The sequence below is a fragment of the Haloferax sp. YSSS75 genome (assembly GCF_046764215.1).
In the GTDB taxonomy this organism is placed as follows: Archaea; Halobacteriota; Halobacteria; order Halobacteriales; family Haloferacaceae; genus Haloferax.
In genome coordinates, this window is record NZ_CP177206.1 from 1,654,714 (window position 1) to 1,675,934 (window position 21,221).

The 21,221-nt window shown below is 62.3% G+C and carries 24 protein-coding genes; 10 read left to right on the forward strand and 14 right to left on the reverse strand.

Annotated elements, in window-relative coordinates:
- The first annotated feature begins 128 nt into the window (after positions 1–128).
- A complete protein-coding gene (gene sufB, locus ACK3R5_RS08710) occupies positions 129–1,562 on the forward strand; it encodes a Fe-S cluster assembly protein SufB (protein ID WP_411966705.1) in 1,434 nt (477 codons plus the stop codon).
- Between the two features lie 57 nt (positions 1,563–1,619).
- Complete coding sequence (locus tag ACK3R5_RS08715; protein WP_411963671.1) at positions 1,620–2,105, forward strand: hypothetical protein; 486 nt, start codon at positions 1,620–1,622, stop codon at positions 2,103–2,105.
- 10 nt (positions 2,106–2,115) lie between these two features.
- Here the strand turns inward: ACK3R5_RS08715 and ACK3R5_RS08720 are convergent, their stop codons facing one another.
- The 3 genes from ACK3R5_RS08720 to thyA are packed head-to-tail and all read right to left on the reverse strand — an operon-like array spanning position 2,116 to position 3,844.
- Positions 2,116–2,328, reverse strand: coding sequence for a DUF4177 domain-containing protein (locus ACK3R5_RS08720; RefSeq protein WP_411963672.1), 213 nt, complete (start codon positions 2,326–2,328; stop codon positions 2,116–2,118).
- Complete coding sequence (locus tag ACK3R5_RS08725) at positions 2,325–2,849, reverse strand: dihydrofolate reductase (protein WP_411966706.1); 525 nt, start codon at positions 2,847–2,849, stop codon at positions 2,325–2,327. Before ACK3R5_RS08725 ends, ACK3R5_RS08720 begins: the two co-directional genes overlap by 4 nt.
- Positions 2,846–3,844, reverse strand: coding sequence for a thymidylate synthase (gene thyA, locus ACK3R5_RS08730; RefSeq protein WP_411966707.1), 999 nt, complete (start codon positions 3,842–3,844; stop codon positions 2,846–2,848). Before thyA ends, ACK3R5_RS08725 begins: the two co-directional genes overlap by 4 nt.
- 102 nt (positions 3,845–3,946) lie before the next feature.
- On the opposite strand from thyA, the gene ACK3R5_RS08735 reads away from it, so the two are divergent.
- Positions 3,947–4,528, forward strand: a complete 582-nt coding sequence (locus ACK3R5_RS08735) for an MBL fold metallo-hydrolase (protein ID WP_411963675.1) — start codon at positions 3,947–3,949, stop codon at positions 4,526–4,528.
- Positions 4,529–4,555: 27 nt separating this feature from the next.
- Here the strand turns inward: ACK3R5_RS08735 and ACK3R5_RS08740 are convergent, their stop codons facing one another.
- Positions 4,556–4,846 carry a DUF5827 family protein gene (locus tag ACK3R5_RS08740; RefSeq protein WP_411963676.1) on the reverse strand — a complete coding sequence of 97 codons (291 nt, stop codon included), beginning with the start codon at positions 4,844–4,846 and terminating at the stop codon, positions 4,556–4,558.
- 149 nt (positions 4,847–4,995) lie between these two features.
- Between ACK3R5_RS08740 and ACK3R5_RS08745 the strand changes: the two genes are divergently transcribed.
- Positions 4,996–5,412, forward strand: a complete 417-nt coding sequence (locus tag ACK3R5_RS08745; protein WP_411966708.1) for a hypothetical protein — start codon at positions 4,996–4,998, stop codon at positions 5,410–5,412.
- 96 nt (positions 5,413–5,508) lie between these two features.
- Here the strand turns inward: ACK3R5_RS08745 and sod are convergent, their stop codons facing one another.
- The 3 genes from sod to ACK3R5_RS08760 form a co-directional block, all read right to left on the reverse strand.
- Positions 5,509–6,108 (reverse strand): superoxide dismutase, encoded by a 600-nt coding sequence (gene sod, locus ACK3R5_RS08750; RefSeq protein WP_411966709.1) that lies wholly within the window; start codon positions 6,106–6,108, stop codon positions 5,509–5,511.
- 139 nt (positions 6,109–6,247) lie between these two features.
- Positions 6,248–6,853, reverse strand: a complete 606-nt coding sequence (locus tag ACK3R5_RS08755) for a DJ-1/PfpI family protein (RefSeq protein ID WP_411966710.1) — start codon at positions 6,851–6,853, stop codon at positions 6,248–6,250.
- 66 nt (positions 6,854–6,919) lie between these two features.
- Positions 6,920–8,356: a cryptochrome/photolyase family protein gene (locus ACK3R5_RS08760; RefSeq protein ID WP_411966711.1), complete on the reverse strand. Its 1,437-nt coding sequence runs from the start codon at positions 8,354–8,356 to the stop codon at positions 6,920–6,922.
- Positions 8,357–8,635: 279 nt separating this feature from the next.
- Here ACK3R5_RS08760 and ACK3R5_RS08765 point away from each other — a divergent pair, with 279 nt between their 5' ends.
- Complete coding sequence (locus tag ACK3R5_RS08765) at positions 8,636–9,451, forward strand: hypothetical protein (RefSeq protein ID WP_411966712.1); 816 nt, start codon at positions 8,636–8,638, stop codon at positions 9,449–9,451.
- A 35-nt stretch (positions 9,452–9,486) separates the two neighbouring features.
- Here the strand turns inward: ACK3R5_RS08765 and ACK3R5_RS08770 are convergent, their stop codons facing one another.
- Together ACK3R5_RS08770 and ACK3R5_RS08775 are read right to left on the reverse strand one after the other, a co-directional pair.
- Complete coding sequence (locus ACK3R5_RS08770) at positions 9,487–10,164, reverse strand: 6-hydroxymethylpterin diphosphokinase MptE-like protein (protein ID WP_411966713.1); 678 nt, start codon at positions 10,162–10,164, stop codon at positions 9,487–9,489.
- A 241-nt stretch (positions 10,165–10,405) separates the two neighbouring features.
- A complete protein-coding gene (locus tag ACK3R5_RS08775) occupies positions 10,406–11,545 on the reverse strand; it encodes a dihydropteroate synthase (protein WP_411966714.1) in 1,140 nt (379 codons plus the stop codon).
- 134 nt (positions 11,546–11,679) lie between these two features.
- Between ACK3R5_RS08775 and ACK3R5_RS08780 the strand changes: the two genes are divergently transcribed.
- On the forward strand, positions 11,680–12,258 hold the full coding sequence (locus tag ACK3R5_RS08780) for a hypothetical protein (protein ID WP_411963684.1): 579 nt from the start codon (positions 11,680–11,682) through the stop codon (positions 12,256–12,258).
- Positions 12,255–13,019 carry an RNA methyltransferase gene (locus ACK3R5_RS08785; RefSeq protein ID WP_411966715.1) on the forward strand — a complete coding sequence of 255 codons (765 nt, stop codon included), beginning with the start codon at positions 12,255–12,257 and terminating at the stop codon, positions 13,017–13,019. The genes ACK3R5_RS08780 and ACK3R5_RS08785 overlap by 4 nt, the downstream gene beginning before the upstream one ends.
- 24 nt (positions 13,020–13,043) lie before the next feature.
- On the opposite strand, the gene ACK3R5_RS08790 is transcribed toward ACK3R5_RS08785, so the two are convergent.
- Positions 13,044–13,499, reverse strand: a complete 456-nt coding sequence (locus tag ACK3R5_RS08790; protein ID WP_411966716.1) for a MaoC family dehydratase — start codon at positions 13,497–13,499, stop codon at positions 13,044–13,046.
- A gap of 131 nt (positions 13,500–13,630) precedes the next feature.
- Here ACK3R5_RS08790 and ACK3R5_RS08795 point away from each other — a divergent pair, with 131 nt between their 5' ends.
- Both ACK3R5_RS08795 and ACK3R5_RS08800 read left to right on the forward strand, forming a co-directional pair.
- A complete protein-coding gene (locus ACK3R5_RS08795; RefSeq protein WP_411968650.1) occupies positions 13,631–14,551 on the forward strand; it encodes a M48 family metallopeptidase in 921 nt (306 codons plus the stop codon).
- A gap of 1 nt (position 14,552) precedes the next feature.
- Positions 14,553–15,092, forward strand: coding sequence for a hypothetical protein (locus tag ACK3R5_RS08800; RefSeq protein WP_411966717.1), 540 nt, complete (start codon positions 14,553–14,555; stop codon positions 15,090–15,092).
- On the opposite strand, the gene ACK3R5_RS08805 is transcribed toward ACK3R5_RS08800, so the two are convergent.
- The 4 genes from ACK3R5_RS08805 to ACK3R5_RS08820 form a co-directional block, all read right to left on the reverse strand.
- The gene (locus ACK3R5_RS08805; protein WP_411966718.1) at positions 15,073–15,678 is read right to left on the reverse strand and encodes a plastocyanin/azurin family copper-binding protein; all 606 of its coding nucleotides are present in this window, start codon (positions 15,676–15,678) and stop codon (positions 15,073–15,075) included. The two genes, ACK3R5_RS08800 and ACK3R5_RS08805, sit on opposite strands and share 20 nt — an antisense overlap.
- A 174-nt stretch (positions 15,679–15,852) precedes the next feature.
- Complete coding sequence (gatE, locus tag ACK3R5_RS08810; RefSeq protein WP_411966719.1) at positions 15,853–17,721, reverse strand: Glu-tRNA(Gln) amidotransferase subunit GatE; 1,869 nt, start codon at positions 17,719–17,721, stop codon at positions 15,853–15,855.
- A 64-nt stretch (positions 17,722–17,785) separates the two neighbouring features.
- Entirely contained in the window at positions 17,786–17,950 is a 165-nt protein-coding gene (locus ACK3R5_RS08815; protein WP_411963690.1) for an HVO_2901 family zinc finger protein, read from the reverse strand.
- Positions 17,951–18,187: 237 nt separating this feature from the next.
- Positions 18,188–19,597, reverse strand: coding sequence for a class II fumarate hydratase (locus ACK3R5_RS08820; RefSeq protein ID WP_411966720.1), 1,410 nt, complete (start codon positions 19,595–19,597; stop codon positions 18,188–18,190).
- 244 nt (positions 19,598–19,841) lie between these two features.
- On the opposite strand from ACK3R5_RS08820, the gene ACK3R5_RS08825 reads away from it, so the two are divergent.
- Positions 19,842–21,215, forward strand: a complete 1,374-nt coding sequence (locus ACK3R5_RS08825; protein ID WP_411963692.1) for an ABC transporter substrate-binding protein — start codon at positions 19,842–19,844, stop codon at positions 21,213–21,215.
- Positions 21,216–21,221: the final 6 nt, after the last annotated feature.

Sequence of the window (21,221 nt, forward strand, 5' to 3'; positions counted from 1 at the left end):
AGGATAAAGATGCGTATGAGTCACCGATACGACTCTCCTCAAAACGGATATTCAGTCAGTAGAGACTCTCCGCGTGCCGGTACGCAGGGCACACCCTCATATCCACTGGGAACCCCTCTCTAGGTGTTATGAGTTCACGAGAGGAACAGCACTTCGAAGCGGCAGACGTGCAGACCCGCTTCGATTTCAAGAAGGAACAGAAGGCCGCGTTCGTGGCCAAAAAGGGTCTCAACGAAGAGACCGTTCGGATTATCTCCGAAGACAAGGGGGAACCGGAGTGGATGCTGGAGCGTCGCCTCCGAGCCCTGAAGATGTTCCAGCAGATGCCGATGCCGAGTGGGTGGCCCGGCCAACCTGACCTCTCGGAAGTCGACGTCGATGCCATCGTCCCGTACATCCGCCCCGACGTCGAAGTCCGCGGTGGCGTCCGTGACTGGAACGACCTGCCGGAGGATATCAAGGACACCTTCGACAAACTGGGCATCCCGGAAGCCGAGAAGAACGCACTGTCGGGCGTCGGCGCGCAGTACGAGTCCGAAATCGTCTATCAGAATATGCACGAAGAGTGGGAGAAAGCGGGCGTCATCTTCATGGATATGGACAAAGCCGTCCGCGAACACCCCGACCTGGTCGAGGAGTACTTCATGACGAAGTGCGTCCCCCCGAGCGACAACAAGTTCGCCGCACTCCACGGGGCAATCTGGTCCGGCGGGTCGTTCGTCTACGTTCCGGAGGGCGTCACTGTCGATATGCCGGTTCAGGCGTACTTCCGCATGAACTCCGCCGGGATGGGGCAGTTCGAACACACGCTCATCATCGCCGAGAAGAACTCGGAAGTCCACTACATCGAGGGGTGTTCCGCGCCCAAGTACTCCGCGTTCAACCTGCATTCGGGATGTGTCGAAGTGTTCGTCAAGGAGGGCGCACACGTCCAGTATTCGACCGTCCAGAACTGGTCGAAGAACACGTACAACCTCAACACCAAGCGCGCCATCGTCGGCAAGCACGGCCGCATGGAGTGGATTTCGGGTTCGATGGGCTCGAAGGTAACCATGCTCTACCCCGCGACGATTCTCAACGGACGCGGTGCCTCCGACAACCACATCACCATCGCCTTCGCCAGTGAGGGCCAAAACATCGATACCGGCGCGAAAGTCTACCACAACGCCCCAGAGACCAAATCGACCATCGTCTCGAAGTCTATCTCACGCGGTGGGGGTCGCACCAACTACCGCGGACTCGTTCGCATCGCACACGGGTCGACCGATTCGTCGTGTTCTGTCGAGTGTGACGCGCTGATGTTCGACAACACCTCGACGTCAGATACGATGCCCCACATCGAGATTCACGAGAACAGAGTCGACGTCGCTCACGAGGCGACTGTGGGGAAGATTGGCGACGAGGACATCTTCTACCTTCAGTCTCGCGGACTCGACGACGAGGAGGCAAAACAGATGATCGTCTCGGGGTTCATCGAACCCATCACGAAGGAACTCCCAATCGAGTACGCCGTCGAACTCAACCGACTGGTCGAGTTGGAGATGGAGGGGAGTCTCGGATAGACCCACGGTAGCGACCCTCATACTGTAATTATCCTTCTCCGAACCGTCTGGTTACGTGTGACTTCCTACTCTACCACGGCGCTCGTCGCCGTCTTCGTCGTGGGCGTCGTCCTCGGTGGTGTCGTCGTCGCCTCCGTCTCGCCCACGGAGACGACTGTCTCCCCGACGTCCTCGATAACCGCCGGGACCGGCTGTCTCGCCGCCGACGAGACTGCACCCTCGTCGTGGGTCGTCCGGATGCCCGCCGGCGAACAGACGTCGTTCGCCTTCAACCGGACGTTCACCCACGAGACGCCGAGCGTTAGAATCGACGGAAGCGTCGAGACTGTCGCGGACGGCGAGTACGTCTATCGACTGACGACGAGTCCGGACGAAGACAGCGAGAAGACTCCATCAGACGACTGCACCCCGCGGACGACGATGGACGCCGTGGTGACGATTCCGAGTGACTACGAGACGTTCACGGTGACGTTCGACGGCGAGGAGATGGTGACGTTCGAGAACGACGGGTCGAACCCGGTGTACCGGACGCTCGAAGGCTGAACTCGGCCTGTTACTCGCGTGACTTCGGTCGTTTGAAGACGAGCGCCGTCTGTCCGCTCCCCGCACTCGCACCACGGGAGTCGGAGATAGTGTCGACGAGTTCCCACCCCTCGTCGCCGAGTGAGTCGAGTGCGTCTTCCATCGGGGCGGTGTCACCGCTGAAGAGGCCACCGTCGGCCGTTCGGACGATTTTGTACTCCCACCGTCTTCCAGCGTCGCTCACGACTGCGCCTCGCGTCGGTCGTAGACGACGAACGAAAACCCGTCTCTGTCGTCACGGTCGGTTTCGACCCACTCGTCGGGGTCCCAGTCGGGGAACCGAGTGTCGCCCTCGTGGGCGTCGTCGAGTTCGGTGAGAACCATCCGCGACGCCCGGTCGAGGAACTGTTCGTACACCGTCGCACCGCCGACGACGTACACCGTCTCGACGCCCATCTCGGCGGCAGCGGCCACGCTCGCATCGACTGCCTCGGCTATCGATGCAGCAGTCTCCGCCCCCTCAGGCAAGTCGAGGTCACGACTCGTGAGGACGACGCTGTGTCGGCCCGGAAGTGGCCCGTCGAGTTGGCGAGCGATGCTCTCGTAGGTCTTTCGCCCCATGACGACGGGGTGACCCATCGTGGTCTGTTTGAAGTGCTGCAGGTCTTCCGGCAGGTGCCACGGCATGTCGCCGTCGCGTCCGATGACGCGGTTGTCTGCGACGGCGGCGACGAGGACGAATCGGACTGTATCCGCGTCACTCATTCGGCCACCGCGAAGCGAATCCCGTCGGCGGGGTCGTAGTCGCGGAGGACGATGTCGTCGAACGTGAGGTCCGACAGCGGCACGTCGGCCACGTCGAGTGTCGGGCGCTCACGAGGTTCGCGGGCGGCCTGCAGGAGGAGGCCCGGAACGTGGTCGTAGTCCTCTTCGCCGTCGGCCTCCTCGGGTGCCGCGTCGACCAACCAGTCGCGCACGTCGAGGTACTCTTCACGGGATTCGACGTCCGCGAGTCGAGACTGGAGTTCGTCGAGGTTGTCGGCGTACCACGCGCCGCGGTCACCGGTTCCGCAGTAGACGTGCGCGTCGACGATGGTGTGGGCGAACTTCCCGAGTTCGAACCCGGTCTGTTGTGCCACGACCTGTGCGAGGATGGCGTAGGCGGCGAGGTTGAACGGAACGCCGAGCGCGATGTCGCCCGAACGCTGCGTCAGATGCAGGTTGAGTTCGTCACCCTGCACGTTGAAGACGAACGTGTAGTGACACGGCGGCAGCGTCGACACGGCGGCGTTGGCGGGGTGCCACGCGTTGATGACCATCCGCCGGGAGTTGGGGCTCTCTTCAAGCGTGTCGAGGACGTACGCGAGTTGGTCGAAGGTCCCCTCGTCGTTCATCCAGCGCTGGTCGGCGTCGGGCCACGCCTCGCCCGGAAGGCCGTCTTCGGGGACGGGGTATCGTCGCCAGAAGCGGCCGTAGGCAGTATCGAGATTCCCTTCGTCGTCTGCCCACGCATCCCAGATACCCGTCTCCTCGCGGAGGTTCTTGATGTGCTCCTCGCCGGAGAGATACCACAGGAGTTCGTGGATGAGCGAGTTCCAGCGGAATCCCGAGAGGTCCTTCGTCGTCAGAAGCGGGAAGCCCTCCTGAAGGTCGACTTCGTAATGTTTCGAGAAGCCAGAGATGGTGTCTACACCCGTTCGGTTGGGCTTGTACGTGCCGGTGCCGAGAACGTCGGTGACGAGGTCGAGGTATTGGCGCATGTGGGGTCCCCAGAGTCGGTTCTTGGTCTCGGTTGCGACTACTAAATCTGTTCGCTCTCTGCCCCCACAACAGGAAAGTCCCCCCTCGTCGTAGCGTCTTGCATGATTCGCAACCTCGCACAGGGGATTCGCGCCTTCACCTCCAACGCCTTTCTCGTCGAGGGGGAGACGACGGCGCTCGTCGACGCCGGCGCAGGCTTCGATATCGTCTCGAAGGTTCGCGACGTGACCGACCACGTCGACACCGTCTATCTCACGCACACCCACCCCGACCACATCGGAAACGTCGACACCCTCCGCGACGCCTTCGACGTGCAGACGTGGGGATACGACGCGGGCAACCTCGCCGTAGACAATCGTCTCGAAGACGGTGAACGCATCCAGATTGGCGACGACGTGTACGAGGCCATCCACACACCCGGTCACAAAGACGACCACCTCTGTTTCTTCTCGCGTGGGTCGGGCGTCTGTTTCGCCGGTGACCTCGTCTTCGCGAACGGTGGATTCGGCCGCACCGACTTGCCTGAAGGTGACAGAGACGTGCTCATCGAGAGTATCGACCGCCTGCGTGAAGCAACCGGCGACGACGTCACGGAGATACACACCGGTCACGGTCCGAGCATCGTCACCCGGCCACAGGACGACATCGAACTCGCGGCACGGGCGGCGCGCGTCAATCGCTGACGCCGAGAGTGACGGGGGACGCGCCGACTACTCTTCGTCTTCGTCAGCGACGTAATCCGGGTGAATTCCGTAGTATCCCGGTTCGTCGCCGCGCGGGTCGTTGATGACGAACTTCTCTTCGTGCTGGATAATCCACGGGATGGTCCACTCGATGAGTCGGTCTTCCGTCTCTTCGTTGAGGGCAGTCGTCGGGTCGAGGCCCTGTAACATCCGAGCAATCTCGGGGACTGTGTACATGTAGTCGGGGTCGAGGATGTCCTGTGGGTCGTACAGCAGATACCCATAGAGGGTGTCGAAATCGTCTTTCGGTTTGGGCATACAGGACAGTTCTCTGTCGACCGGCAAAACCCCGACGACCCACCGCCGGCCGACGAGGCAGTCACGACCACGGCCCGAGCGGCCGATTCGGGGACTGCATACGAGTTTCCATGCGAATACTTATCAATGGGTAGTGGGACACGAAAGCGATGAGCGATGCCGCTTCACGAATCGTCGATACCGTCCGCGCGTTCGCTGGAGACGCGCTTCGGGACCTGTGGGTGTTCGACCGTCACGGCTACGAACATCTCTACCTCCGAGAGGACGTTGCCGACGCCATCGACTCCGTCGACGTCGCGAAGTTCATCGACAACGAGCGGTTCGGCTACGTCACGAGAGACACCTACGAGGCCCTCTACTACGCCGAATACGGCTACACGGTCCGTGGATTCGACGAATTCGAGCAGTTTCGGACGTTCGTCGGTGACCACCCCGTGGGGTTGCTCGCTGGATTCGACCGTGGCCCGGCAGGCCGCGACTTCGCGACGTTGAACGACCAGTTGCAGGAGGTTGCAGAAGACGTCGACCTCACGACGTTCGTCACCGCTACTGAATCGCTCGACTGACTGGGCGGGCCTGTCTTCTCACGCGTTGGTCGTCAGGACGCGAGCACCGTCGCTCGTCGGGCGGTGTCTGCAAAAGAATTGTCAGGATGGACGGCTCTACTCGAAGAGTTCGACGGCCTGCTCGTAGCGGGCCGACGGCTCTTCCCAGTCGACGACTTCGAAGAACGCGCTGATGAAGTCTCCGCGGGCCGGGCCGTAGTCGTGGTAGTAGGAGTGCTCCCAGACGTCCAGTGCGAGGATGGGGTGGCTACCCCAGAGTGCGCCCTGGTCGTGCTTGTCCACGACGACGTTGCGAAGCTGGTTCGAGAACGAGTCGTAGACGAGAAGTGCCCAGCCACCGGCGGCGGAGCCAGCAGCTTCGAATTCGCCCTTCCAGGCTTCGTAGGAACCGAAGTCTTCCTCGATGCGGTCTGCGAGCGCACCCGAGGGTTCGTCACCGCCTTCCGGCGACATGTTCTGCCAGAAGAGGTCGTGCAGGATGTGACCGGAACCGTTGTGGGTGACGTTGCGAAGCGCACCAGCGGACGAACCGAACTCGCCTGCGTCGCGGTTCGCGGCGAGGGTCTCTTCGGCCGCGTTCCAGCCGTTTACGTAGCCCTGATGGTGGGTATCGTGGTGCCAGGTCAGGACTTGTTCGGAGATGTGGGGTTCGAGGGCGTCGTAGTCGTATGGAAGCGGGTCGAGTTCGTAGCTCATTGTGTAATATCCTCCGTATTGTGGGTGGGGCGGAATCCTGTTAAAACTTGAGGAGAGGTATGATAACATAGAGCAGGGTCTCGGGCCCCGCAGTCCGTCGATTTCGGTCGTTCAGTTCGTCGCCGAGTGACCGCTCGTGTCAGCCGCCGAACGGGCTCTCACGGCGTTCGTACTCGATTTCGCGAGCGACACGAGCAGCGACTGACTCGCCGAACTCGCGTTCGACGACGTGTAACGACAGGTCGAGGCCAGAGGTGACGCCGCCAGCAGTCAGCACGTCGCCGTCGTCGACGACGCGGGCGGCGACGACTTCGGCGTCCGTCTCGCGTAAGTCGTCGAGGGCGCTCCCGTGTGTGATTGCACGCCGTCCGCTGAGGATACCCGCCCGCGAGAGGAGCATCCCGCCGGTACAGACGCCGGCAACCGTGGTTCCGGCCGCGTGAAGCGTCGCTATCGCGTCGGGAACGTCGCCCTTCTCTGCTTCTGTCCACGCACTCTGTTCTGCCCGCGAATTCCATCCGCCGCCGGGGACGACGAGGAGGTCAGGGCGGTCGGTTTCTGGGTCGAGGACGCTGTCGACGCCGACGCGCATGCCGTGGCTTGCGGTCACGAAGTCGCGTTCGTCGAGCGTGACGAACTCCGCGGTGCAGTCCGCACCGAACGCGCCCGCGTTCTGGAACACTTCGAACGGAGCGACGGCGTCGAGTTCGTCGAATCCGTCGTACAGCAGGATGGCGACGTGCATGCGAAGCAACTCGCGGGCTGGAACGATAGCGTTTCGCCACTCGACGGAGCGGCGACCCGACCGGCGTCAGTCGTCGCCTCGCGCCGCTTCGAACATCGCCAGCGCCATCTCCCGTCGTTCGGAGTGGTCCACGAGAGGTGCGGGATACTCCGGTGCGACTCGCTCGCGTTCCGTGTCGCTCGTCTCGTGCCAGTCGTGAATCGTGTCGGCCGGCACGCCGCGAAGTTCCGGCACGTACTTCGTGATGTATTCGGCGTCCGGGTCGTAGCGCTCGCCCTGCGTCATCGGGTTGAAGATACGGAAGTAGGGTTGCGCATCGGTCCCCGTGGAGGCGGCCCACTGCCACCCACCGGTGTCGTTGGCCGTGTCGTGGTCAGAGAGGTACTCGCGGAAGTGCGCGTACCCGTGTCGCCAGTCACACAACAGGTCCTTGGTGAGAAACGACGCGACAATCATGCGAACGCGGTTGTGCATGTACGCCTCGGCTCGCAGTTGGCGCATTCCGGCGTCGACGATTGGATACCCTGTCTCGCCCGCTTTCCACGCCGCCAGTTCGTCTGGGTCGTCGCGCCACTGGATGTCGTGTTCGAACTCCTTGTAGTTCTCCGAGACGACGCTCGGGTTGAACCGGAGGACGTGCGCGTAGAACTCACGCCACGCGAGTTGTGACTGGAACTCCTCGACGGATTCGTCTCGCTTGCCACCGACCGTTTCACGTGCTGCAACAGTTGCATCGTACACCTCTCGGATGCCTATCGTTCCGAACTTCAGGTCTGTCGAGAGCATCGACGTCCCGTCTCTGGCGGGATAGTCCCTGTCGTCGGCGTAGCGATAGATTGCGTCCGCACAGAAGTCGTCGAGGCGGCGGCGTGCCGCGTCAGTTCCCGCGGCAATCACGTCTGCGGTCGGTTCGTCGAACCCGAGGTCAGACAGCGTCGGCAGGGTACCGACGCTGACGTTCGGCACCGGGCGAGCGGCCGATTCGAGTGTCGCTCGTTCGACGAAGGCGTCGTCGTCGGGTTCGGGATAGGGGTCGGGTTTCTCTCGGTCACGCCACTTCTTCCAGAAGTAGGTGTAGACCGAGTAGGGGTCGCCTGCGTTCGTCGTAATCGACCCCGGTGGGTGGAAGATAGCGTCGTGAACCGACGCTCGGGAGATGCCAGCGTCGTCGAGTGCGAGACGCACTGCGGCGTCACGCTCACGGGCCAACCCGGAGTAGTCTTCGTTCCAGACGACTCGGTCTGCACCGAGTTCCGACGCGAGTGCGGGAACGAGTCTTCTCGGGTCTCCCCGTCCGACGAGGAGGTCACTGTCGGCGGCGCGATACGACGCTCGGAGCGCGTCGAGTGCGTCCAGCATGTACTGCACCCGTGGCGAACCGGCGTGGTCGAGCACCGCCTCGTCGAAGACGAAGAGTGGGACGACGTCGCCCTCGCTCGCTGCCTCAGTCACCCCTCGATTGTCGGCAACGCGCAAATCACGCCGGTGCCAGTAGAGGTCCATGGTCGCGCCTCAGGACGGAGTCACCGTTAATGTAGCGGCAGGCAACCCCTTACTCCGCATGCGTCCAACAAACGTCGTCCTACTCGGACAGTCTCACACCCGGAGATGGTTTCGCTCGCTGCCTGTGTCGACAATATGTGAGTAATAGTGATATTTGGCGGCCAAGCTCTGTGGTAATGTGATATTATATACTGTATTCAGATAAGTCCACACATTTACATTCTTCATATCTGATGTACCCTGTCCATACCTATACGGCAAGAACGCCATGTATGTCGTATGACCGGGCAGCGAATCTCACTTGACCTGGGGACCAACCAGCCACTGCTCGGGAACCCTATCGTCCTTCCCCTTTTGTTTCTGACATTTGTCTGTGGGGCACTCGGGTGGCTCGTGTGGACTCCGTACGGTGTCGTCTTCGGTGTCCTTCCACCAGCAGTGGTCTTCGGATTCGCGGTGGCCGAGCTACGGGAGACGAGTCTGCCGAAACTCCCGCCAGCACCGCCGTCGTCGATTTCAGTCGAGGGCGACGTCGATTTAGTCGCCGACCTGAACGCCGCCGGTGTCTTCGCGCACGGAGAATCCGACTCACTCGCTCTCTCGAAGCAGTTTGCGGCCGAATGGCGGCGACGAATGGTCGAGATGCGTGGTCGGGAGTACGACCAGTCGGCGCTCGCTGGCTTACTCGGCGTCGACCACACCCGCGTCGAGATGGGATGGGACGAACAGGGGTTGTTCGCCAAGCTCGACGGCGGAAACATCGGCCGGTGGATGTCGCGTGCCGCGTTCGTGGCCGACCTGACCGCAGTCATGGCGTTCCGGCGTCACTACCCAGAGTGGTGGCGACTCTCGACGGCCGACCGGAACCGCGTCCTCGGTGCGCTTCGCCTGAGTCTCCGTCGGTGCCCCACCTGTGACGGGGCAATCGAAGTCGACACCGAACGAGTGTCCGACGAAGAGAAGAGCAAGCGCCACGTCACCGTCTCCTGTCTGGCCTGTAACTCCGAACTCTTCGACGCAGTCGTCGACGAAGCGACGCCCACCGTCTCCAGCAGCGACACCGAAGCGGGGAAACAACCACGCAGCACTCGGTGAGACGGGTTTTCCGGTGTGACGAGCGAACAGAACGGCTACGGGAGCGGTTCGACGTCGTCGCGTCGCCCATCGAGGATGGCGAACGGTTCGTCTCGTCGGCGTTCGAGCCACGCCAACAGTCGTTCCGCCCACGCCAGTTTCTGTGCTTTGATTGCGTCTACCGACGGGTCGTCGAAGTCCCACCCCGCGAAGACGAGTGACGCCGCGCCAAGTTCGTCCGCGATGAACGCTGCCCGGTCACCGTCGGTGAATCCACCCCAGTTGACCACCGGGCCGTGCGGTTCGGCCTGTGTCGTCCCGAGAACGTGGTCGGCGTCGAACTTGGGGACCCACTCTCGTATCGCCGGGACGTTGTCACCGTGAGCGGCGACGGCGACGGGAGTCCCGCGCTCACTCAGTTCCACTGCTGTCTCTGGGTTCTTGTCGAGGTCCGTGACCATCATATCGACGTCGTACCCTGCCTCACGAACGACGTCGGCAGCAGTCGAGGCGGCGACGACGACGTCAGCGTCGCCGAGAGCGTCCAGTTCGGCGTCGAGCGTCGGTGCCGCGCCGCAGATAGCAACCGTCTGTCCGCCCCACGCGAGGCGAGTGCGGTCGAACGGCGAGACGAGCGACGCGAGAACGTCACGTGCCTCCTCGTCACCCGCTCGCTCGAACCCGAAACTATCGAGAATCTGTCTGTAGACGGGCTCCCACTCGCTAAATCGCATGGTTGATACTCAGAGTGCTGCTGCTCAGAGATTAACTGTATGGGCCGGAATGGCACTCGTGTACCCCTACCCGCGTGCCCTTCCGGCGTCCACAGGACCGTTTTAGAGTCGGATGGTATAAGTTTTCTCTTAGTAGAACGGTCAACGCATGCCGAACGTCATACAAATCGACGGGTTCGTGTCAACTATACTCACATTAATTCCGAGCAGATAAACCGTCGATTGGTCGTGGAAAACGCCCTCAGCGGACGCCCCGTTCGACTGTCTCTAACGCCGCTTCGAGAGCGTCTGAGGCAGGAGTGACGAGGCCTGAAACCCGGCCGAGTGAGGCCGGCGACCCGACGAGGAGGCCACCGGTTTCACCACCGACGAATGTCACGCCCGCATCTGCAGCGGCAGCAGCGAGGGCCTCTCTGTCGGCGTCCGAGAGGCCTTCGAGTTCGAAGACTCGGGTGACACTCTCGGCGGCGATATCTGTCGATGCCCCGATTCGGTCGAGATGTCGCTCCGCTTCGCGCGGCGTCGTCACGTCGAGTTCTTCGACGGAGACGTCGCCAGGTTCACGGACGCGACGGCGTTTGAACTCGTGACCGATGAGGGCCGCGTCACGCGTCTCTCGCACGTCGTGTGTTCGGATGACGTGTGCACCGCGTTCGACGGCCATCGAGGTGGCCGCGAGACTGACCGGAAGCGCGTCTTCCGTCGAACGCCCGGCCACGTCACGGAGGAAGTTCTTCCGGTTGATAGAGACGAGAATCGGATACCCGTATCCGCGGAACTCGCGGAGTCGGTCGAACGTCTCTCGGTCGTGTGCGAGCGTCTTCGCTTCCGACCACCCGCCGAACGCCGGGTCCACGATGGTCTTGTCGGTAAAGCCGTTCAGTTCGAGCGCGTCGTAGATATCGTCTACCTCCTCGATAGCACCGGGTCGCGTGAGGTCCGGCGGACTCGCCATCTTCGCGACGGCGGCGTCGTGTTCTTCACACACCGTCGGCATCTCCGGGTCGGCGAACCCGCAGATGTCGTTGACCATGTCGAATCCGTTTTCGAGGGCCGCCTGTGCGACTTCGTGATACCGCGTCTCGATAGAGAAGACGGCGTCGCCGGAGACGTGGTCGAGAACGGACAGTGCCGTGTCGAGGCGTTCGAGTTCGTCGTCGGCCGACAGTACGTCGAGTCGTTTGTTCGCGGATTCGAGGCCGATATCGACGATATCGGCTCCTTCGTCGATGAGGTTCCGGTCGACGTATTCGGCGGCCTCAGTCGGGTCGTTGAACACGCTCGGTTTGTACGGCGACTCCTTGGAGACGTTCAACACACCCATGATTCGGGGCGGGTGGTCGTCACCGATTTCGAGTCCTGCCGCATCGACGGTTCGCATACCCGTCGGTTGGACCACACGAACATATGCAGACCGGTCGCGGACGCGTTCGGTGCCTCACCGTCGTTCGGCCCTGTCCCGCGCCGTGCGGACGCATCACGCCATTTTTATCCGCCGCTCGGTTACCTCGCGTCATGGCGAAGGTCAGCGTGGGACTCCGCGGATGGCGTTTCGAAGAGTCCGAGATATTCACCGACGACGGGGAGTTCAAACCGCTCGACGATATCCCCGAAGACGCGCGCAAGCGCCTCGTCCGTCTCGTCACACTCGTCGAAGAACCGTGCGACGGGTGTTATCTCGTCCACGGCGACGAGGAAATTCAGCAGTGCCGACAGGCACGAATCGTCTACGGCGAACCCGGTGAGGAAGTCCTGCTGTGTGACCAGCACGAACCCGACTTCCTCTACTGGTTCCGCGAGGAAGACGGCCGCGAGTTCGTCGGCGATGCCGTGTTCGCCGACGCGTTCCACGAGTGGTTCGCAGACGGCGGACGCGCCCCAGAGGGATACGGTGGACTGGAGTACGTCGATACCGACCCAGACGAACTGCCGTCGCCGCCGGACGCCGCCGAGATTCAACAGCGACTGGTCGAGGGATTCGAAGGTGAGCGTATCAACCTTCGCGACTACGGCCCGGATACGGACGACGAGTCGCTCGTCGACGAAGACGACTTGGCAGACGTCGATTTAGACACGGACTACCCGACGAAATGAGCGACGGGCACGACGCCAACCACGAGTTCGTCGTCGTCGTCGTCGAACCCGAGACGCCGGGGAACGTCGGCACCATCGCCCGGGCGATGAAGAACTTCGGTCTCTACGACTTGCGACTGGTCAACCCGCCGCCGTTGGACCCCGATGGCGAGGCGTACGGGTTCGCCGGCCACGCTCGCGAGGACGTCCTGCCGAACGCAACCGAGACGACGCTCGAAGAAGTCGTCGAAGAGTTCCACACCGTCGGGACGACGGCAGTCTCCCACGAAGACTCCACGAGACACGTCCGCTACCCGTTCAAGACGCCGGTCGAACTCGCCGACTCACTGGAGACGGTCAAGACCAAGACGGCACTCGTCTTCGGCCGTGAAGGAACCGGCCTCGACAACGAGGAGATTGCGATGCTCGACGAGGTGTGCTGTATCCCCGCAGACGGCCGGTATCCCGTCCTCAACCTCGGGCAGGCGGCGACCATCCTGCTGTACGAACTCCGCCGGTTCACCGTCGAAGAGACGCAACTCCCGGACGTAGAGCGCGAACGCGCTTCCGAAGAAGAGATAGACGTCGTCTACCGGTTCTTCGACGACTTACTCGACGCAATCGACTACCGCGAACACAAACGGAACAAGACGTCACAGATGATGCGCCGACTCGTCGGCCGTGCCCACCCGACTGAGCGCGAGGCGGCGACGTTGACCGGCGTGCTTCGGCGTGCCGCAGAGCGAGCACGGCACCCCGAACGGTTCCGCGACGACGACTGAAGTCGGTCGGGACAGTCCCTTCACTCACTCCTCCGGTCGTCGTGCGACCATCACGAGTCCGACGAACGAACAGACCTTCTCCACCTCACCAGATGTCCGTTCCGCGTAGGTGGTCGTCTTGATTTTCGCGAGGCCCCGGTCTTCGGTTTCGACCGTCGTGTCGACGATTTCGTTTTCGATACTGAGGGTGTCGCCCGGATAAACCGGTTTCCACCAGCGGAGTTCGTCGACGCCTTTCGCGCCGAGAGCGACCGAATCACCGAGGAACCCGTCGACGTTCAGACGCATCGTCATCGCCGTCGTGTGCCACCCGCTGGCGATGACGCTTCCGTACATCGACTCCGCTTCGGCGCGTTCGGGGTCGGTGTGGAACCACTGTGGGTCGTACTGCTCGGCGAACTCCAGAATCTCGTCTTCGGTCACCGTGTAGTCACCGTACTCGTAGATGTCGCCGACCGAGAGGTCTTCGAAGAATCGCATCACTCTCGCTTCGAGCGGAGGTGTCGAGAAAGTAGCGGTGTGCGGCAATTCACGACGCCCGACAACGGTTTGAGACTTGCGAGCGTATCTCTCGCCGAATGGTCTCGGTCCCCCGCAGGTCACGCGCCCCGATGGTCGTCATCGGACTCGCTGTCCTCGTCTCGTACCTCCTCCTCAGCGCCCTGAGCGCGTTTGCAGTGGTGACGCTGTGGCGACTTCGCCCCGACCCGGTGACGAGTGCGCTCGTGGGGTCGGCCGTCGTCGTCGTCCTCGGGTACCTGAGTTTCCGGTTCGGGACGCTCCAACTGCTCAGTCGACTCGACGCCCGTGACTTGACGCGGTCTGAGTCGCCCGCGGTTCACCGCCTCCTCGACAGACTCTCGGCGGAGATGGGCGTCGAACCACCGGCGCTGAAACTGGCGCGGTTCACCACGCCGAACGCGATGGCCCTCGACCCACTCGGCCGCGACGTCATCGTCCTCGATACGGCGCTCTTTCGCCTCCTCGACGTGGACGAGTTCGAAGCATTGCTCGCGCACGAACTCGCCCACCTCGAACGCAAAGACGGACTCTCACAGTCGCTCGTGGCGAGTATGGGCCAAACGCTCGTCGGCATCGGCTACCTCTTCGTCTCGCCAGTGACGTTCTTCGCGACGGGGATTGCGCTGGGGACGGCGTGGATTCGCGGACGCCCGAAAGAGTGGCACCGGACGATTCCGGGACGAATCCGTCTCGGATTGGACACCATCGTTGGCTTCCTCGGATTCGGATTTACGGTCTTCATCCGCTCGCAATCACGAAAGCGTGAGTTCGCCGCCGACGCACGGGCCGCCGCAGTGACGGGGAATCCGATGGCACTGGCGTCGGCGCTCAAGAAGCTAGACCGCGCTGCACAACCCCAGTGGGGGATGTCGCCGCTGTGGGTCTACGGCGAAGTCGAGCTGGACGACCCCATCTCGGAGATGCTCTCGACGCACCCATCGACCGACGAACGTGTCGAGCGATTGACTGCGATTGCCGAAAAGTCTGCGACGAAAATCGAGGTGCAGTGAGGTGCCGGGAACGCCCGACCCTGTACTCGGCAGTCAACTGCTGACCCACGCGGTTGCGTCTGCTGTCGGCATCGTTCTCGTCGGTGTCGTGTACGCGGCCCGGGAGCGAATCGCCAGCGAGCGACTCCTTCCGGCGGTTCTCGGTGCTGTCTTCGCCGCCGCGACACTCGCAGTGTGGGGCGTCGCCAGAGTCGTCACTGACGCGTTCCCGCCGGGAGTCACCGAAAATCCGACTGCCATGGGCGGAGTTCTCGTGTTTTCGCTCCTCGTCTTAGCAGGGTTCGTCTACGCTACTGCGCGGTTGTACGCCCGATACGGCCTCGTCGTCCCACTCGTCGGTCTCTTTGGCGTCACAGAACTCGTCTGGTGGGCGTTCCTCCACGTCCGTGGCGAGTCCGATGCGCTCGGGATGTTCGTCTTCTTCGGGCCGATGTTCGTGGCCGTCGTCCTGCTGGTCACGGGAATCGAGTACATCGTCCGGCGCGTGTGGGCCGGACGTGGGCAGAAGAAGCGACGGGAGATTACCGGCGAGTCACGATGACGGCCCCGCGCATTCCGAGGAGGTTGAGTTCGAACCCGCTGTCGTCCTCGTACGGGTATCCGTGTGGGGCGCAGTAGTAGGGGTAGGTTCCGGGTTCGTCGAAGGTGTATTCGTAGGTGCCAGTCCCCTGGAACGAGCTTCCGAACAGGGGTCCCGCACCGTCCATCTTGAGTGAGACAACGTTGTGTGGCCACGGGTTGTCCGGGTCGAAGAACGCAAACGGGTTTCCAGTCCACACCCACTTGACTTTCGTTCCCGCCGAGACCAGAATCGCTTTGGGCCCGAATGCGAACGGCCCCTCGTCAGGTCCTTCGACACCCGGTGGCAAGAATTCCTCTGGGAGGTTGAGTGAGGTCATCACCCCGACGTCGACTTCGACCACGTCTTTGCCCTTCATGTTCGCGACGCCGGAGGTCCAGATCGGGCTGTCTTTACCCTGTGCTTTAGCGTTCAGGAACGCCCCGATGCCGTTTCCGTTTCCGTAGTGGTGGTCTCTAGCGGCCGCTGTCCCACTCATCGCACCGAGTGCGAAAAGTCCACCAGTTAGCCGCAGCGCTGCTCGTCGGGTGATTTCTGGAGTAGTCATGTTACCAAGTTCCTCGCACCAGATAGGCGAGAAAAGTAGTTATATATATGTCGTGATTTCCCAGATAATCTTAGAGATGTGGACAATAAATTGTCAGATATCTCCGCATCCGTTGAAAGAAGGTGGTTTTCAGCGAGGCGATGACGAGTCGCCCCCGCCGAACGTGCCGTGTACTCAGGCCCGCTTTTGAATCTCTTCGCGGAGCACGTCGCTCACGACGCCACCGTCGGCCTTGCCACGGAGTGCGCCCATCGCTTCGCCCATGAGCGCGGAGAACGCGCCCATGCCCTGCTGTTCGACCTGTTCGGCGTTGCGTTCGACGACTTCCGCGATAGCCTCGCGAACTTCGTCCTCGGAGACGCCGGAGAGACCCGCTTCTTCGACTGCTTCTTCGGCAGAGAGGTCAGGGTTCTCGGCGATGGTCGAGAGCACGTCGTTGACGCCCTCTTTGGCTAGGTCACCGTCTTCGACGAGGTGCATGACAGCGAGGAGGTGGTCGTCCGAGAGTTCCTCCACGGCGACGTCGTCGCGGCGGAGTTCCGTGAGCGTCGATTCGAGGAGACCCGCCGCGAACGTCGCGTCGATGCCCTCGTCGACTGCTTGCTCGAACAGCGGCATCTTGCGGCCGTAGGCGACCTGTTCTGCGAGGCCAGCGTCGAGGCCGAACTCGTCTTGATAACGGTCTTCCTTCTCAGTGAGGAGTTCGGGCGTCTCGACGTCGCTCGGGTCGAGTTCGACCGGGATGACGTCCGTCTCGGGGTACATCCGGGCCGCACCGGGAAGCGGGCGGAGGTAGCGCGTCGTGCCGTCGTCGTTGGCACCGCGGGTCTCTTCGGGGACTTCCTCGATGGCGACTTCCGCGCGTTCTGCGACGGCGTCGATAGCGAGGTCAGCAGTCTCTGGGTCGTCGGCGACGATTGCGACGGCGTCGTCGGGGCCGGCACCGACTGCCTCGCGGAGCGCCTCGACTTCGTCTTCGGTGACGCCGTAGGCCGGGAGTTCGTCCGTGTGGAAGATGCCGCCCGCGCCGTGGCGCTTGGCGTGGTCGGAGAACTCTGTCCCGAGGCGGCGGTCAGGTTGGAGTTCTCGGCCGACGAGGCCGTCGAATCCGGCGAGTCTGACGCCCATGACCTTGCCACCGGAGTCGAGTGCACCACGGATGACGCCCGAGTCGGTGTCTTCGAAGACGCCGGTTACGTCGGTTACGTCGCCGACGGCGGCGTCACGCGACTGGAGTTCGTCGCGGATTTCGACGAGTTCTGCCTGTCGCCCGACTTCGAAGCGGACGATTTCGTCGATTTGGTCGAGCGCCTGCACGCCTTTGATTTCGACGCGCGCGCCGTCGGCGATAGAGACGTTGACGTCCTGTCGGATGGTTCCGAGGCCACGTTTGACCTTGCCCGTCGAACGCAGGAGCATGCCGATGGTCTGTGCCGCTTCGCGTGCCTGCTCGGGCGAGGAGATGTCCGGGCCGGTTCCGATTTCGACCAGCGGGATACCGAGTCGGTCCAGACTGAAGAGGACGTCGTCGCCGCGTTCTTCGACGCGCTGTGCGGACTCCTCTTCGAGCATGAGGTCCACGATAGAGACCGGACCCTCGCTCGTCTGAATCTCGCCTTCCTGTGCGATGAGCGTGGTCCGCTGGAAGCCAGAGGTGTTCGACCCGTCGATGACGAGTTTGCGCATGACGTGCGCCTGGTCGACGGCGTTCATGTCGAGGAGTGACGCGATTTGCATCACGACGGTGCGCGCTTCGTCGTCGAGTCTGTGCGGTGGTTCGTCGTCCTCTTCGACCAGACAGGTCGTGTCGTAGGCGAGATATTCGAACTCGCGTTCGACGCGACTCTCTTCGAGGGCGGCGTCGTCGAGTTCGCCAAGCTCACTCTTCGTCGGGTGCAGGAACCGCGTGAACGTCCGTGCGGCGTCGTCGGGTTCCCGGAGTTCCGTGGGACACCCACAGAACAGTTTCGTCGCGGTGTCGAGTTGCTGGTGAATCTCGAGTCCCGCGACGAGACCGAGGTCCTCGTAGTCGTACTCGCTCATTGGTATCTCTTCGGGACGGGGGGAGTAAAAAAGGATTCAGTCTGCAGTCGGCGTCAGTCTGCAGTTAGAGTCGACGGAGTCCTTCGCCGATACCTTCGACCTCACCACACTCGGGACACACGTACGTCCACCCGTCGTTCGTCGCTCGTCCCTCTGGGAATACGGCCCCACAACCTCGACACTCCAACATGTCTCGCCCGCGGGCCCGCTGCTCTTGCAGTCCGGCCATACCCGTATAAACAACCAATTCAGGCTTCAAAATACCGATTTTCGAAATATCGTGAGAGTTCACCACACGGTCACGACTGTCACGGGGACGCGGGATGGTGATTGCTACCGAAGGGCGAGTAAATACAACGATTCGCCGCCGTAAACAAGTGAAAAAACAGTCCTGAAACCGACACGAGACAGCGCCGTCTCCCGTGGAGGATAACGCTCGAAAAAACGGTCGTCTCTCGCAGGTGGTTCAGTCGTCTCCGAGGATACCGCGATGGGTCATCTTCTCGGGGTCGAGGACTTCGTCCGCCTCTTCTTCGGTGAGGTAACCCTCGTCGACGGCGACCTGACGGACCGTCTTCCCGTCTGCGAGCGCCTTCTTTGCGACTTTCGAGGCCTTGTCGTAGCCGATAGCCGGGTTGAGCGCCGTCGCCAGCGCCATCGACTGTTCGACCTGTTCGGCACAGTGGTCCTCGTTGGCTTCGAGTTTGGCGACGAAGCGCTCGGCGAACACTTCGGAGGCGTTCGAGAGGAGCTTGGCCGATTCGAGGAAGTTGTGCGCGAGGACGGGTTTGTAGAGGTTGAGGTCGATTTGGCCTTCGGACGCGCCGGCGGCGACGGCGGCGTCGTTGCCGACGACCTGTTTGTGGACCTGGTTGACCGCTTCCGCGACGACGGGGTTGATTTTGCCGGGCATAATCGACGACCCGGGCTGGTTCTCGGGTTGTTCGAGTTCACCCAGACCGTTGCGCGGGCCGGACGCGAGCAGGCGAAGGTCGTTCGCAATCTTGTTGAGGGAGCCGGCGACGGTGCGGAGCGCGCCGTGTGCCTCGGCCATCGCGTCGTGGGCGGCCTGGGCTTCGAAGTGGTTGTCGGCCTCGCGGAACTCGACACCGGTCTCTTCGGTCATGTACTCGGCGGCCTTCGCGGGGAACTCGGGGTGGGTGTTGAGACCCGTGCCGACGGCGGTGCCGCCGAGGGCGAGTTCACCGAGATGCTCGCGGACGTTCTCGACGCGACGGATGCCCTTTTCGACCTGCGTCCGGTAGCCACCGAACTCCTGTCCGAGGCGGACTGGGGTGGCGTCCTGCAGGTGCGTGCGTCCGGTCTTGACGACGCCGTCGAACTCCGCTTCCTTGTCGCCGAGGGCGTCGGCGAGCGTCTGTAGTGCGGGGAGAAGGTCTTTCTCGACTGCTTCGAGGGCGGAGACGTGCATCGCCGTCGGAATCACGTCGTTGGAGGACTGGCCGAAGTTGACGTGGTCGTTCGGGTGGACGACCCGGTCACCGATGCCTTCACCCATGATTTCGGCGGCGCGGTTGGCGATGACTTCGTTCGCGTTCATGTTCGACGAGGTACCGGACCCCGTCTGGAAGACGTCGACTGGGAACTGGTCGTCGAGTTCGCCGGCGATGACCTCGTCTGCCGCCTCGACGATGGCGTCTGCCACGTCGTCGTCTATCATCCCGAGGTCACGGTTCGCCTGTGCGGCCGCCTTCTTTACGACGCCGAGTGCGCGGACGAACCGGCGGCCGAACGTAATCCCCGAAATCGGGAAGTTCTCGACTGCGCGCTGCGTCTGTGCGCCCCAGTAGGCGTCCGCCGGAACCTGCATCTCTCCGAGGCTGTCCTGTTCGATTCGGTAATCGTCGTCTCCCATAGTTCGAACGTCGTCTGTAGGGAGGTAAAATCCACTGGTCCGTGACTGAAATTGACCGAATCGGCCGCAAACGACACGTGACTGGAAAAGTAATCTTTTGTGCTGTATGGGATTTCAGTACTGTATTTTTGTACAACCAACAATAAGATATGTAAAAATTTACTCGTTAGTGAATTGTCTAGTTGAGAAGGTTTAAGTTAATCGTGATGAAATGTCTTAGTTGGTACCAAACGGTCCGATAATTATGACTGACAACTCATTCGCTGACGACGTCTCACGACGGACGTACCTCAAACTGGCAGGTGGTGCAGGGAGCGCGACACTCCTCGCCGGATGTACCGGCGGTGGTGGTGGCGGCGGCGGTGAAGATACCACGACTGAAGGTGGTTCAGACGACACGACGACCACCGAGTCGGGGGGCGGTGGCGGCGGCGGTCAGACGTTCGAAATCGTTCACTGGTGGACCGCAGGTGGTGAACAGGAAGCGCTCAACGCGCTTCTGGAAGGTTTCCAGGAGGCGTATCCGGACGTCGAAGTCGAAAACAACCCCGCACCCGGTGGTGCAGGGAGCGCACTCGACACGGTCATCAAGAACCGAGTGCTGAATCAGAACCCGCCGTCGACGTTCCAGATTTGGCCGGGGAAGGCACTGTTCCCCTACACGGACGCTGACCTCCTGACCGACATCTCAGACAGCGTCTGGGGCAAAAACGACATGCAGAACGCCTACCTCGACGGCGTCCAGGAGGCGGCGAAGGGCGGCACCGACAACTTCGTCTCCGTCCCTATCAACATCCACCGTCTCAACAACCTCTTTTACAACACGTCTGTCCTCGAGAGCGCGGGCGTCGACCCGGCGAGTATCGAATCGCCGAGTGACCTCACGAGCGCCCTCGAAACCGTCGCGTCCGAGACGGACGCAGTGCCGATGGCCCACCAGACGCAGTCGCCGTGGTCGACGGTCCAGTTGTGGGAGACCATCCTCATCGGTGAGGCCGGTGTCGGCGCGTTCGAGACGTTTACCAACGGCGACGTTTCGAGCGTCGAAGACGAGGTCAAGAGCGCACTCCAGACGCTCGTCGACTACAGCGACCACTTCCCGGAGGACGCCGGGTCCATCTCGTGGGACCAGGGTAACTCGATGGTCGTCGAAGGCGACGCCGCGTTCATCCATCAGGGTGACTGGGCGGCGGGCCAGTACAACGCGGCAGACGACTTCGCCTACGACTCCGACTGGGGCAACGTCGCGTACCCCGGCACGGAGGGCGTCTACTCCCTCGTGATGGACTCGTTCGTCTTCCCGACGAACAACCCCTCGCCCGACGCGACGGAGAAGTTCCTCACGTACTGTGGGACGACGGACGCACAGGAACGGTTCAACACGAAGAAGGGGTCGATTCCCCCGCGCACGGACGTGTCGATGGACGCGTTCGGTCCGTTCCTGCAGGCCCAAAGCGAAGACTTCAGCAACTCTGACGAGCAACCGCCGACCATCGCCCACGGGACGGCGGTCCGGCCGGAAATCAAGAGCAACATCGAAGGCGCGTTCGCGGCGTTCCTCGAATCCTACGACGTCGAGGGCACGTACGAGGACCTCGTCAACGCCTTCGACGTCTAGAGGCCG